Origin of the sequence: Flavobacterium sp. MMLR14_040, from assembly GCF_033657265.1 — a bacterium.
In the GTDB taxonomy this organism is placed as follows: domain Bacteria; phylum Bacteroidota; class Bacteroidia; order Flavobacteriales; family Flavobacteriaceae; genus Flavobacterium.
Map to the genome: position 1 here is coordinate 1 of NZ_JAWVWO010000013.1, position 14,188 is coordinate 14,188.

The 14,188-nt window shown below is 34.6% G+C and carries 11 protein-coding genes; 9 read left to right on the forward strand and 2 right to left on the reverse strand.

What is annotated here, in order from left to right; translation table 11 throughout:
* Positions 1–300: 300 nt before the first annotated feature.
* The 3 genes from SD960_RS16465 (at position 301) to SD960_RS16475 (ending at position 5,230) form a co-directional block, all read left to right on the forward strand.
* The gene (locus tag SD960_RS16465; protein WP_318804838.1) at positions 301–1,920 is read left to right on the forward strand and encodes a sulfatase-like hydrolase/transferase; all 1,620 of its coding nucleotides are present in this window, start codon (positions 301–303) and stop codon (positions 1,918–1,920) included.
* A 116-nt stretch (positions 1,921–2,036) separates the two neighbouring features.
* The gene (locus tag SD960_RS16470) at positions 2,037–3,299 is read left to right on the forward strand and encodes a YeiH family protein (RefSeq protein WP_318804840.1); all 1,263 of its coding nucleotides are present in this window, start codon (positions 2,037–2,039) and stop codon (positions 3,297–3,299) included.
* A gap of 290 nt (positions 3,300–3,589) precedes the next feature.
* Entirely contained in the window at positions 3,590–5,230 is a 1,641-nt protein-coding gene (locus SD960_RS16475) for an arylsulfatase (RefSeq protein WP_318804841.1), read from the forward strand.
* Positions 5,231–5,488: 258 nt separating this feature from the next.
* On the opposite strand, the gene rocD is transcribed toward SD960_RS16475, so the two are convergent.
* A complete protein-coding gene (gene rocD / locus SD960_RS16480) occupies positions 5,489–6,739 on the reverse strand; it encodes an ornithine--oxo-acid transaminase (RefSeq protein ID WP_318804843.1) in 1,251 nt (416 codons plus the stop codon).
* A gap of 203 nt (positions 6,740–6,942) precedes the next feature.
* Between rocD and SD960_RS16485 the strand changes: the two genes are divergently transcribed.
* The 4 genes from SD960_RS16485 (at position 6,943) to SD960_RS16500 (ending at position 10,519) form a co-directional block, all read left to right on the forward strand.
* Positions 6,943–7,395 carry an Lrp/AsnC family transcriptional regulator gene (locus SD960_RS16485; protein ID WP_042563034.1) on the forward strand — a complete coding sequence of 151 codons (453 nt, stop codon included), beginning with the start codon at positions 6,943–6,945 and terminating at the stop codon, positions 7,393–7,395.
* Positions 7,396–7,506: 111 nt separating this feature from the next.
* Positions 7,507–8,280 carry a dienelactone hydrolase family protein gene (locus SD960_RS16490; RefSeq protein ID WP_318804846.1) on the forward strand — a complete coding sequence of 258 codons (774 nt, stop codon included), beginning with the start codon at positions 7,507–7,509 and terminating at the stop codon, positions 8,278–8,280.
* A 248-nt stretch (positions 8,281–8,528) separates the two neighbouring features.
* Positions 8,529–9,494 (forward strand): DUF3667 domain-containing protein, encoded by a 966-nt coding sequence (locus tag SD960_RS16495; RefSeq protein WP_318804847.1) that lies wholly within the window; start codon positions 8,529–8,531, stop codon positions 9,492–9,494.
* Between the two features lie 8 nt (positions 9,495–9,502).
* Positions 9,503–10,519, forward strand: a complete 1,017-nt coding sequence (locus SD960_RS16500) for a M28 family peptidase (RefSeq protein WP_318804848.1) — start codon at positions 9,503–9,505, stop codon at positions 10,517–10,519.
* Positions 10,520–10,892: 373 nt separating this feature from the next.
* On the opposite strand, the gene rho is transcribed toward SD960_RS16500, so the two are convergent.
* Positions 10,893–12,743, reverse strand: coding sequence for a transcription termination factor Rho (gene rho, locus SD960_RS16505; RefSeq protein ID WP_318804849.1), 1,851 nt, complete (start codon positions 12,741–12,743; stop codon positions 10,893–10,895).
* A gap of 182 nt (positions 12,744–12,925) precedes the next feature.
* On the opposite strand from rho, the gene SD960_RS16510 reads away from it, so the two are divergent.
* Both SD960_RS16510 and SD960_RS16515 read left to right on the forward strand, forming a co-directional pair.
* Positions 12,926–13,342 carry a DUF4293 domain-containing protein gene (locus tag SD960_RS16510; RefSeq protein ID WP_042563039.1) on the forward strand — a complete coding sequence of 139 codons (417 nt, stop codon included), beginning with the start codon at positions 12,926–12,928 and terminating at the stop codon, positions 13,340–13,342.
* A 163-nt stretch (positions 13,343–13,505) separates the two neighbouring features.
* Positions 13,506–14,168, forward strand: a complete 663-nt coding sequence (locus SD960_RS16515) for a response regulator (RefSeq protein WP_302096957.1) — start codon at positions 13,506–13,508, stop codon at positions 14,166–14,168.
* Positions 14,169–14,188 lie beyond the last annotated feature (20 nt).

Consider the following 14,188-nt stretch of genomic DNA (forward strand, 5'->3'; position numbering starts at 1 on the left):
GCATTTTAAACGCTGTAAGAAATAAAATAATCCATCGGGTTTTTGCGGTAATAAAAAACCAAATCCCTTATCAAAAAGATTTGGTTTTATCATAGAAATCGAAATGACAAAAACACGAGGTAAGCTTTGTCAAAAATAACAATCAATTTTTAAACACATAGAAACATAGAAATCTTGTTTTTTTCGCAAAGCCTATGAGATTTATTTAGAGTGAAACGTCTTTTTCGAACTATAAAATCTATGTTTCTATGTGTTAAAAAACACACTCAACAACTCAATACCAAAAACAAATTCAAAAATATGGCATCATTCAAAAGAATAAAAAAAATCCTTATTCCAATTCTGCTTGTACTTTTTATTGCGGTACTATTTTTATTCTGGCCTATTAATACAAACGGAAAATTAATAGAACCTGATAAAAAATTAGTCGAAGGAAAAACGGCATTTCTGGCACAAAAAGACACATCAAAATCATCAGAAAAGAAACCCAATATTATCATTCTCCTAGCCGATGATTTAGGCAAATACGATATTTCGTTATACGGAGGAAAAGCGACGCCAACACCACAAATTGATTCTTTGGCGGCTTCTGGCGTAACTTTTACAGATGGTTATGTTTCGTCTTCGATTTGTTCGCCTTCGCGCGCGGGTTTGTTAACGGGTCGTTATCAGGAACGTTTTGGACATGAATATCAGCCGGGAGACCGATATCCGAAAAACAATTTGGAATATTATGCTTTCAAATATCTGATTAATACGAATAGCTGGAGATTAAATCAAAAAATAGAATATCCAAACGAAGCTTCAATTGCTACTCAGGGTTTACCTCAATCTGAAATTACGTTTGCCGATTTAGCCAAAAAACAAGGATACGCCACAGCAATTATCGGGAAATGGCATTTGGGACACAACAAAGGATTTTTTCCGCTGAACAGAGGTTTCGATTACCATTACGGATTTTATCAGGCGTTTTCGCTTTACACACCCGAAGATGATAATCCGGATATTATAAACCATCATCATAAGGATTTTACTGATAAAACAATTTGGGGAAATGGACGTGTCGGAATCGGTCAAATTCGTCGTGATACTACCATCATCAAAAACAAAGCCTATTTAACCGAAACATTTGCTGACGAAGCCGAAGCTTTTATTGATAAAAACAAAACCAAACCTTTTTTACTTTACGTGCCGTTTAATGCGCCACACACGCCTTTTCAGGTTCGAAAAAAATATTACGATCGTTTTCCGAATGTAAAAGACGAAAACAAACGCGTGTATTTTGCCATGATCAGCGCGCTTGACGATGCCATTGGAAGAATTGTTGCCAAAGTAAAAAAAGAAGGTCTTGAAGAAAATACCTTAATCATTTTTGCGAGTGATAACGGTGGTGCAGATTATACTTTCGCCACAACAAATGCACCATTAAAAGGCGGTAAATTTTCGCATTTTGAAGGCGGAATCAATGTTCCGTTTGCACTTTCGTGGAAGGGAAAAATCAAACCGCATACTGTTTACAAAACGCCTGTAAGTTCACTGGATATTTTTAGCACAATTGCCGCTGTTACGCATTCTGGTTTACCAAAAGACAGGGTTTACGATGGTGTTGATTTGATTTCAACTGTCAACAACAATACAGAAGCACACAAAAATTTATACTGGCGTTCCGGCGATGCAAAAGCAATTCGAAGCGGTGACTGGAAATTAATCATCAGCGGAAAAACGCACGAAGAATGGCTTTATAATCTGGCAAACGATAAATCTGAAACCACAGATCTGGCTCAAAAAAATCCGGCAAAAGTAAAAGAGCTTCACGCTGCTTTGCAAAACTGGGAAAAAGGTCTTGTAAAACCTTTATGGCCCAATTTGACTTATTATGAATTTGACTTTGGAAAACAAAAATACTTTGTCGATTTGTAAAAGTTACAGAAGTCCTGCAAGGTTTTCAAAACCTTGTAGGTCTATTATTTAATCGCTTTATTAATAAAAATTAATACCTACAAGATTTTGAAAACCTTGCAGGAAATAAACACAAAATGTCAACTACCTCAAAACAATATAACTTTCACGAAGACTGGACGGTCGTAATTCTCGGATTTTTAATCATCGGGATTTCGCTGTTTGTTTTTCTTCCCGAAGTTCCCATTTTCAAATGGTCAAACGGAGCAGAATTAACCAATGATGTTTTTGCTTTCTCTAATTTGAAACTCCTCATAACCCAATTTATTTATCTAATCATTATTGGAACACTTGGGGCTTTTTTAATTGGAAAATCGGTAAAATATTTTTTAATCGTTTTTCCCGTAGTTTATATTCTAACTGTAATTGCACTTATTCTGGCAGGAAATTCAGAAATAAAGGCACTCAATTTAGAAGCCGTTATTTTCAGTTTAATTATCGGATTACTGATAGGCAACTTTTTCAAACTTCCCGAATGGTTTCGATCTGCACTTGCTACAGAAGTATTTGTAAAAATTGGATTGGTTTTATTGGGAACGAGCGTTATTTTTTCAGACATTCTAAAGGCGGGTTCCTTAGGATTAATTCAGGCTTTGGTCGTGGTTTTATCAGTTTGGTATTTTGCTTTTTGGCTTTGCCGAAAATTAAAAGTCGACGATGAACTAACCATGATGATTTCTAGTGCGGTTTCCATTTGTGGCGTTTCTGCTGCTATTGCCACTTCGGGCGCTATTAAAGGCGATTCAAAAAAACTGTCGTATGTTATTTCGATGGTTTTGGTAACGGCGATTCCCATGATGATTTTTATGCCGATCATTGCCCGATATTTCAATTTCCCTGAAGAAGTTACCGGAGCCTGGCTTGGCGGAAGCATCGATACATCGGGCGCAGTTGTCGCTTCGGGAACTTTGGTTGGCGAAACGGCCTTAAAAATTAGCACAATTGTAAAATTCTCCCAAAATGTTTTATTAGGATTAGCCGCTTTTGCAATTTCCGTTTATTGGACTTATACGCACAATAAATCAGATGAAGCCGTAGCATCAAAACCAACTTTGGGTCTGATCTGGGAGCGTTTTCCAAAATTTGTTATTGGTTTTATTGTCGCTTCACTGGTTTTTTCTTTTTTTATTACACCCGAAGTTCGTGAGGAAGTCAAAGACAGTTTGAAAAATTTACAAGGCATTTGGTTCGCACTGGCTTTTACAAGTATTGGTTTAGAAACCAATTTTAAAGATTTACTCAGCAATAACAGCAAAAAACCTTTGTATGCTTTTTTAATAGCGCAATTATTCAATGTAATTATTACGCTGGTTATTGCCTTTTTGCTGTTTAGGAAATAGTCCTGTAAGTTCATTTTTATTATTCCCAGGAACGAGGAATCTTCACTAGTAGCTCGACAAAAGTTTATGCAAAACGTAACCACAATATTGTCATCCTGACGGAGGAAGGATCTCCACGAGTAGCTCAACAAAGATTGGAGAAATTACTATATAGAGTTTCTTGCGAAGATCCTTCGTTCCTCAGGATGACAAAAAATGCGCGTAACAATTGGGCGCAAATCTTTGTCAAAGTTTAAAACTTTGACAAAGATAAACACAGAGATTTTCAATAAATTAAAATATCAATTATAATGAAAAAAACATTTATTACGCTCAACCTTTTATTCGCTTTTAGTTTCTCCATTCATGCTCAAAATAAAGCAAAACCAAACATCATTTTAATTATGGTCGACGATATGGGTTATTCTGATTTGGGAAATTACGGCTCCGAAATTAAGACACCCAATCTTGATAAACTGGCACATGAAGGTTTGCGCTTACGCGAATTTTACAACAACTCAATTTGTGCGCCAACGAGAGCATCTTTATTAACGGGACAATATCAACACAAAGCCGGAGTTGGCTTTTTTGATGTTAATTTAGGATTGCCGGCGTATCAGGGATATTTAAACAAAGAATCTCTGACTTTGGGCGAAGTTTTTCGCTCTGGCGGTTACAGCACTATTTTATCCGGAAAATGGCACGTTGGTTCTGAAGATCAGGCGCAATGGCCGAATCAAAGAGGTTTTGATAAATTTTACGGAATTTTAAAAGGTGCTTCTAATTATTTTGACACTAAAGGTTTGCCTTTTGGGAAAACACCTTATCCGGTAAAATTGCTTCGTAATAATGAAGAACTGCATCCAAAAGATGATTCGTATTATTTTACAGATGAAATTGGAAACAACGCGGTTACTTTTTTGGAGGAACAAAATAAGGAAAACAAACCTTTCTTTTTGTATCTCGCTTTTACAGCGCCGCATTGGCCGTTGCAGGCAAAACCGGTTGATATTGCCAAATACAGAGGTAAATTTGATGAAGGCTGGGATATTTTAAGAGAAAAAAGAATTCAGAAATTAAAAGAAAGCGGGATTTTACCGGCAGATCAAACCGTTTCTGCAAGAGATCCTGAAGTTCCGGAATGGAATAAACTGACCTATGACGAAAAGCAATTCTGGAAAGCCAAAATGGAAGTTTACGCCGCAATGGTCGATAACATGGATCAGAACGTTGGTAAGGTTTTAGAAAAAATAAAAGCATTGAAAAAAGACAAAAACACCTTGATTATTTTCATTTCAGACAATGGCGCTCAAGGTGGTTTTAATACTTACAATCCTTTAGGAAGAGGTTTAGTTAGAAACGAAGGACCTGTTGGAACTTCGGGATCATTTGATTATCAGGAACAAAACTGGGCTTATTTGTCTAATACACCGCTTCAGCAATATAAAAACAATATGCACGAAGGCGGATTTAGTTCGCCGTTTATTGCGTGGTTTCCATCAAAAATAAAAGCGAATCGTATCGATAAAGGAACCGGACATATTATTGACCTTGCTCCTACTTTTTATGAATTGGCCGGAATTGAATATCCCAAAGAATATAATGGTGCGGTCACAAATCCTTTGGTTGGAAAGAGTTTATTGCCTGTTTTATTTGATAATGTTTCGCAGGTTGATAGAGGCGCACCATTATTTTGGGAAAGAGCAGGAAACAGAGCCGTTCGCGATGGCAAATGGAAATTGGTTTCGACTTATCCTTCGTATGAATGGGAGCTTTATAATATTGAAACTGACAGGGGTGAAACGACCAATGTTGCTAAACAAAATCTTGCAGTGGTAAACCAACTTTCTGCCAAATATTTTGATTGGGCAAACCAAACAGGAGTTGTAGAATATAGTAAATTCAACTCTAAACCAGAGCAAATGCCAGGCGGTGCGGCACTAAAGAAATAATTACTTTTTTTGATATTTTAAGTAGTTATAACGAAAAAGCGTTCGCAATTGCGAACGCTTTTTTATCTAATAAAGTAAGTTGAATTAATATGTTAAGCGCAATTTAATTAAACACATAGAAACATAGATTTTATATTAATTTGAAAAGATTATTTTAAAGAAACTAGTTTCTCACACATAGCTATATGCATTTAAACTAAGTGAAACGACTTTATTCGCTTCTATAAGCTATGTTTCTATGTGTTAAAAAATTATTCTTTATCTAAAATCATTCAAAGATTTCTCTATAATTTCAAGGCATTCTGCAATTTGAGTTTCTGTCATAACCAATGGCGGTGCCAGTCTAATTTTGTTTCCGTGAGTTGGTTTTGCCAATAATCCCTTGTCTCTGAATTTCAGGCAGATTTCCCAGGCCAAATCAGAATCTTCGCTGCAATTAATTACAATTGCGTTTAGTAAACCTTTACCGCGAACAAGCGTAATTAAATCGTTGCGTTCTGCAATTTCGTTTAATCCTTTTCTTAAGATGATTCCTAAACGTTCTGCGTTTTCGGCCAGGTTTTCTTCTTTTACGACTTCAAGAGCAGCAATTGCAACGGCTGCAGCAACAGGATTTCCACCAAAAGTAGAACCATGCTGACCCGGTTTTATAACATTCATGATTTCATTATTGGCCAAAACTGCCGAAACCGGATAAACTCCGCCAGAAATTGCTTTTCCTAAAATCAAAATATCTGGCTGTACATTTTCGTGGTGCACGGCCAATAATTTTCCGGTACGGGCAATTCCCGTTTGAACCTCATCTGCAATAAACAAAACATTATGTTTTTCGCAAAGTGCTTTTGCTTTCGCCAAATATCCTTCTGATGGAACATAAACTCCGGCTTCACCCTGAATTGGTTCTACCAAAAATCCGGCAATATTTTTTGATGATTCTAAAGCTTTTTCAAGAGCCTCAAGATTATCATATTCAATTTTTATAAATCCGTCTGTAAAAGGTCCGAAGTTTTTACGGGCACTTTCATCATTCGAAAATGAAATAATAGTCGTTGTTCTTCCGTGAAAATTATTTTCGCAGACAATAATCTGCGCTTGATTTTCGTGAATTCCTTTTACTTCGTATGCCCATTTTCTACATAGTTTCAAAGCTGTTTCAACTGCTTCAGCACCTGTATTCATTGGTAAAACTTTATCAAAACCAAAATAATTGGTTACAAATTCTTCATAGTTTCCTAATTTATCATTGTAAAAAGCTCTTGAAGTCAACGTCAGTTTTTGTGCCTGATCGACCATTGCTTTTACAATTTTAGGATGACAATGTCCTTGATTTACTGCAGAATATGCAGAAAGAAAATCATAGTATTTTTTACCGTCAACATCCCAGACATACACACCTTCTCCTCTTTCTAAAACTACCGGAAGCGGATGGTAATTATGAGCTCCGTATTTATTTTCTTTTTCGATTAAAACTTCCGATTTAGACGAAAGAACTTCTTGTGTATGTGCCATGATATTTCTTTTTTATTAAAGCAAAAATATAAAATTTATTTATTTATAGCGAATAAAATACAATTATTAACTTATAATTACCTATATAAAATCAAAATCACTTAATTCAGCTAATAAAAAAGTCATTTTAATATTCAGAAATAAACATCTAATCAGACTTATTTTTATCTTTACCATAAATTAGAACGTAAAAAGTAGTTTGCATGGATATTTTAGATGAGTTTGACGTAAAAATTATCAAAGAATTAGAGAAGGATGGAAGAATCGCTTATTCAACAATCGCAACTAATTTAAAAATCTCAAATACAATGGTGCATCAGCGCATTAACCGTTTGTTTGAACAAGGCATAATTACCGGCATCAAACCTATTTTAAACGAAAAACAAATTGGTTACGACTGGGCTTCGTTTACGGGAATTACGCTCAATAAAGATTCTGATTCTGAACGTATTATTGAGGCTTTAAAGGAAATTCCGGAAATTACAGAATGCTATTTTGTAACGGGTTCATTTACGCTTTATTTAAAAATTACGGCCAAAAACCACGAACACATGCGTAAAATATTATATGAAAAAATCGATAATATCCCCGGAATTGCCAAAACGGATTCGATGATAGAATTGGGATGTGCTTTTAAAAGGAATATTTCTTTGTAAAATCGAATAAATTCCTTCATTTAATTCCAAAAATACAAACCTCAAAAGAAAATTCTTCTGAGGTTTTTTTGTAGCATTTTATTTCTGATATTTGTTTAAAATTGTAAGATCATGAAAAATACCACTATTCTAATTCTAGCTATTATACTGTCTTCTAACACTATAAATGCACAACTAAAACCTGTAAAATATGCCGATGGAAATCAGACATTAAACGGTTTATCTATAAAAGCTGCCAAAAAAAGCAGTAACAATCCTGGTATTTTACTTCTTCCGGCCTGGCTTGGAATCGACAATGCATCTAAAGGTATTGCTGAAGAATTATCAAAACTAGGTTATACTGTTTTTATCGCTGATATTTATGGCGAAGGAAACTATCCAAAAAATACTACTGAAGCAGGAAAACTGGCTGGTTACTACAAAACGAATGTTGCTGAGTATCACAAAAGAATCAATTTGGCATTGCAGGAATTAATCAAATCCGGAGCAAATGCAGATAATATTGTGGCTATTGGATATTGCTTTGGTGGAACAGGAGTTCTTGAAGCTGCACGTGCACATTTGAATGTAAAAGGTGTTGCTTCATTTCACGGTGGTTTAGGTAAAGATGCAACGCGCGCCGTTGAACCAATTACGACGAAAGTTTTAGTTTGTCACGGTGCTGATGATCCTTATGTTTCTTCAGCAGAAATCACTGCTTTTCAACAGGAAATGCGCGATTCAAAAGCCGATTGGCAAATGATTTATTATGCAAATTCTGTACACTCGTTTACAAATCCTGAGGCCGGAAGTGATAATTCAAAAGGTGCTGCTTACAATGCTGTTGCTGCAAAAAGATCTTTTGAGCATTTACAGCTTTTTTTGAATGAACTATTAAAAAAATAAAAACTTGCTTTAATAGCACGCGGATTAAACGGATTAAACAGATTGACGCTGATTTTTAATTAAAATTTGTGCAAAAAAAAAGCACGCAGATAATGCAGATAATGCAGATTTATTTAAATATAATTTTGTAAAAAAAACAAACAGATTAATTGATACTTTTCAAAAAAGAAACCAGCGTAAATCCGTTTAATCCGCATCATCCGTGGGCAAAAAACATATAACTAAACCAAAAACCAACCAAATTACCAATGTCACACAGCCCTATTAGAAAAGACAAAACCTGCCTGAATTGCAGGCACGTTGTCGAACAAAAATACTGCCCGAATTGCGGACAGGAAAACACAGACAGCCGAAAGACGTTTCATCACTTATTTGTTCATTTCTTTGAAGATTTGACTCATTATGAAAATGCTTTTTGGAAAACTATTCGAAATTTACTTTTTAAACCGGCCACGTTAACCAAAGAATATCTTTCGGGAAAAAGATTGTCTTACCTGGCGCCGGTTCGTCTTTATATTTTTATCAGTTTTATTACGTTTTTAATGATTGCATTGTTTCCCTCTCACGTAACAGAGAACCTGCAAAAAAGCGAAAAAGACATTACCACAAATCTTATCAAACAAGATAAAAAAGGGATTGAAGCTTTTAAGAAAAATACACATTTTGAATTAAGGACGATGAAGGAAGTCGACTCCATTCAGAAATATGGAAAACCAAGCGAGAAGTATACTGACTTTGAATATTGGGTTTATGAAAAAGTAGTACATGTTACAGAAAACAATACAAAGGCAGAAATTATAGAAAAGTTTATAGAATCATTTGTTCATAATATTCCTAAAATATTATTTATCATAATGCCTTTCTTTGCTTTCTTTTTATGGATTTTTCACGATAAAAAGAAATGGTATTACTTTGATCACGGAATATTTACGCTGCATTATTTTTCGTTTTTACTTTTAATATTCCTCATACTCTTTATTATTCAGAAGATTACTGATTTGCTCGGAAGCGGTTTTGGCTTTATAGCCGATATAACAAATTTTGTGGGGATACTTTGGATGTCTTATTATTTTTATCCGGCACATCACCGTTTTTATGGCGAAAGCAGAATTGTTTCCTTTATTAAAAGTGTATTCTTATTCTTTATAAACTCCTTTTTTATTGTATTTTTACTAACATTTTATGTTTTTTACATATTCATTAATTTACACTAAACCCCGCAATGAAAAAAATTGTAGTTCTATTATTAATTGCCTCAGCATTTTCATGTAAAAATGCGCAGTCGGTTGTATCGAAAGATAATTCAGATCCAACCAAATACGTGAATGCTATTACCCAAAAAGATTTAAAAAAGATGTTATATGTGGTTGCTTCTGATGAAATGCAAGGCCGCGAAACTGGCTCTGCAGGTCAGAAAAAAGCGGGACTTTACATGATCGGGCAATACAAAAAAAATAATATTTCGTTTCCTAAAGGTGCAAAAGATTACTATCAACCAGTTCCTGCAGCGTTTTTAAATGCACGACGCAACGAGAACTTACCTGATTCTGAAAATATCTGGGCTTATATTGAAGGTTCTGAAAAACCGGATGAAGTTTTAGTGATTTCTGCTCATTATGACCATGTTGGAATTAAAAATGGCGAAATCTATAATGGTGCCGATGATGACGGGTCTGGAACTGTTGCCGTAATGGAAATGGCAAAAGCATTCGCAAAAGCAAAAAAAGACGGACACGGACCAAAACGTTCTATTTTATTTCTGCACGTAACCGGTGAAGAACACGGTTTACACGGTTCTCGTTACTACTCTGAAAATCCATTGTTTCCAATTGCCAACACTATTACTGACATCAATATTGATATGATTGGCCGTCGTGATGTTGAACATGCAAACACAAACAATTATGTATATGTAATTGGTGCAGATAGATTATCTACAGATCTACATAATATTGTAGTGGCTCAAAATGAAAAATTTACTAAAGTTGATTTAGATTTTAAATTTAACGATCCTAAAGATCCAAATCATTTCTACGAGCGTTCTGATCACTATAACTTTGCAAAACACGGTATTCCGGCAGTTTTCTTCTTTAACGGAGTTCACGAAGATTACCACGGAAAAGGTGACGAACCAGAAAAAATTGAATACGACGCTTTAACCAAAAGAACACAATTAGCATTTGTTGTTGCCTGGGAATTGGCAAATAGAGAGAACAGACCGGTAGTAGATAAGAAATAAGGTTCCTTTAAGGGACTGAGGTTCTGAGATGCTAAGGTTCTAAGGTTTTTTTAAACGCTAAGAATTGAAGTTAGTATTTTTTAAATAAACTTAAGACTATCATTATATAAACATAGCCCACGGTTTCAACCGTGTGGAACATAATGATTATCACAATACGTTATCAATACGTTGTCACAATACGTCTTCCACGGTTGAAACCGTGGGCTATGTTTGAAATGTGAAATCAATAGATTTTTTTAATAGAATTCATTACATTTCTAAGATAAAAACAAAAAGGGATGAGTTATTGAAACTCATCCCTTTTTTATATAATAAATTCTCAAAGTTAAAACCTCAGAACCTTAGTCCCTCAGCACCTTAGAACCTTTCCTTAGTCATTCATAGAAATCAAAAACTCTTCATTATTCTTCGTTTTCTTGAAGCGTTCGTTTACAAAATCCATAGATTCTACAGGGTTCATATCTGATAGATATTTACGCATGATCCACATTCTTTGTAATGTTTTTTCGTCTAATAATAAATCGTCGCGACGTGTACTTGAAGATGTAAGATCGATGGCAGGGAAAATACGTTTGTTTGCGATTTTACGATCCAATTGAAGCTCCATGTTACCGGTTCCTTTAAATTCTTCGAAGATCACCTCATCCATTTTAGAACCTGTTTCAGTCAATGCAGTTGCGATGATACTCAATGATCCACCGTTTTCTACATTTCTTGCAGCTCCAAAGAAACGTTTTGGTTTTTGTAATGCATTAGCATCCACACCTCCACTTAAAACTTTACCAGAAGCTGGCTGAACTGTATTGTAAGCTCTTGCCAAACGTGTAATCGAATCTAAAAGAATCACTACATCGTGCCCGCATTCTACCAAACGTTTTGCTTTTTCAAGTACAATGTTGGCAATTTTTACGTGTTCTTGTGGTTCTCTGTCAAAAGTTGACGCGATAACTTCACCACGAACACTTCTTTGCATATCTGTAACCTCTTCAGGACGTTCATCAATCAACAAAACGATCAGATAAACTTCAGGATGATTGGCTGCAATCGCATTGGCAATGTCTTTTAACAACATTGTTTTACCGGTTTTCGGTTGTGCGACTATCATACCACGCTGTCCTTTTCCTATTGGAGAAAATAAATCGATAATACGGGTTGAAACTGAACTGCCTTTTTCGGCTAATTTGAATTTTTCTGAAGGAAAAACTGGTGTCAGGTGTTCGAAAGAAACTCTGTCGCGAACTACCTGTGGGTCGTGACCATTGATTTTCAGTACACGAACAAGAGGGAAAAATTTCTCGCCTTCTTTAGGAGGACGAACTACTCCTTTTACTGTATCTCCGGTTTTAAGACCGAATAATCTAATTTGTGAAGTTGATAAATAAATATCATCCGGAGAAGCTAAATAATTATAATCTGATGAACGTAAAAATCCGTATCCGTCAGGCATCATTTCAAGCACACCTTCACTTTCAATAATTCCGTCAAATTCAAAATCTGAATCTCTGAAATTACTTTTCTTATTTTTATGATTTGGGTTTTGATTCTGGTTTCCGTTATTTCCGTTTCCGTTTACATTTCCATTTTGATTCCCATTTTGATTCTGATTTGGGTTTTGATTAGGATTTGGATTCTGGTTAGGATTTTGCTTTTTAAGCTGATTCGGATTTATCTTTTTTACCGGAGTAGTTCCTTCTGCTTTTTCAGCGACAGGAGCTGCATCAATATTTTCATTTTCTGCAATTTCTTCAGAACCTGTTTCTTTTACAGCTTCTTTTTCCTTTTGCAAAGCAACTTTTTTCTCGTAAGCTGATTTATTAAATTTTACGATTTTTGGTCCCTTTTTTTCTACTTCTCCCTCGCCATTTTCAGCAGTTTCTTCAACTTCCGGAGTTTCCTGAACCTTTTGATTTTGTTTTGAAATCGCAGGAGCCTTAACCTTTTCGGGAGCTTCCTCTACTTTATCAAATTCAAGAATAGGAGCGTTTTTGCTAATTGCTGCTTTTTTTACAGGAACAATTCTGGCTCTTTTGGGTTTGTCATCAGCTACTTCTGCTTCAGCAACAGCAGGTACAGGCGGCGCTACAGTCGCTTCTTGATGTGCTAAAATCTCACTAATTAAAGTGTCTTTTTTAACACCATTAAACTTTATAGTTTTAGCTAACTTAGCTATTTCTTGAAGCTCAGAAAGCTTCATTTCTTTTAATGCAGAAATATCAAACATGAATATTCTATGAATTTAATTATTTTAAAGGAAATACTGTAAAAAGATAGGTAGATAATTGTTTTCAATTGACCGCAGTATGAAGTGCTTACGGTATTATGATGCAATAATACGAATAAAATTTAATCATACAATAGTATTTTAAAAAAAGAAAATATATTTTTGTAAAACAATTATTGATCATGATACAACGAATTCAAACCGTATATTTAATTCTTACCTTTTTAGTAACAGGGGTTCTGATGTTTTTTATTCCGCTTTGGACATTAAATACCGGAAAAGCATTTTATTTTATGCAGGACCAGGTTTATACTATTTTATTAGGTTTAAGCACAATGCTTACTATTATTAGCATTATTTCATACAAAAAAAGACAAAATCAGTTTGTAATGGGCAGACTGAACATAATATTAAATTTAATTTTATTAGGATTATTTGTATACCGATCACTAAATTTATCTGGAGAGACAGTTAACGCTGTTTCAGAGAAAGGTATTGGGATGTTTCTTCCTATTGTTGCTATCGTATTATTAGTGTTAGCTAATAAGGCCATCAAGAAAGACGAAGATCTCGTAAAATCTGTAGATCGTTTGAGGTAAACCTATAAACTTTATTTATGTGCGAAGAGAACCCGAATTTTATATTCGGGTTTTTTTGTGCGTGAAATTTTCTCATTTTTAATAAGACTTTCACAAACAAAGAACTAAAAACCATTTTGTAAGATAAATTTCATAAATTTGATTTTTGAGATTCAAATCAATCATGACACATAAAACAAGGATACATCTTGCAGATGATCATCAAGTACTTATCGACGGACTTACTAATTTATTGCGCACCGTTTCTGACTTTGAGGTTGTAGGCAATTCATTAGACGGAATATCTATTTATGAAGATGTTATAAAAAACAATACCGACATCTTGCTGCTCGATATCAGTATGCCTAAAAAGGATGGAATCGAAGTTTTAAAGGAGTTTAATGAAAAAGGATTCCCCTGCAAAGTAATCATTCTTTCCAGTTATGATGATTTAAAAATCGTAAAAGAAGTAATGAAATTAGGCGCTAAAGGGTATCTAACCAAGAAAAGTGCTGGAGAAAACATTATCGAGGCAATTGAAGCGGTAAACAAGGATGAAGAATATTTTGACAAGCATATAAGAGAAAAAATCTTTACTAATTTTACTCAAAATAATCCTAAATTAAACAAACCTGCTTTTAGCGAAAATCAGTTTTTGAGCGAAAGAGAGATTGAAATTATCACTTTAATATCTCTTGAATATAGCGCAAAAGAAATAAGCGAAGAATTATTCATTAGTGTCAACACAGTCGAAACCCATCGAAAGAATATAATGAAAAAGCTAAAAACCAAAAACGTTATTGGAGTGGTAAAATATGCCCTTAAAAATAATTTAATAAACCCATAGTGTTTACTAACTGATAATCT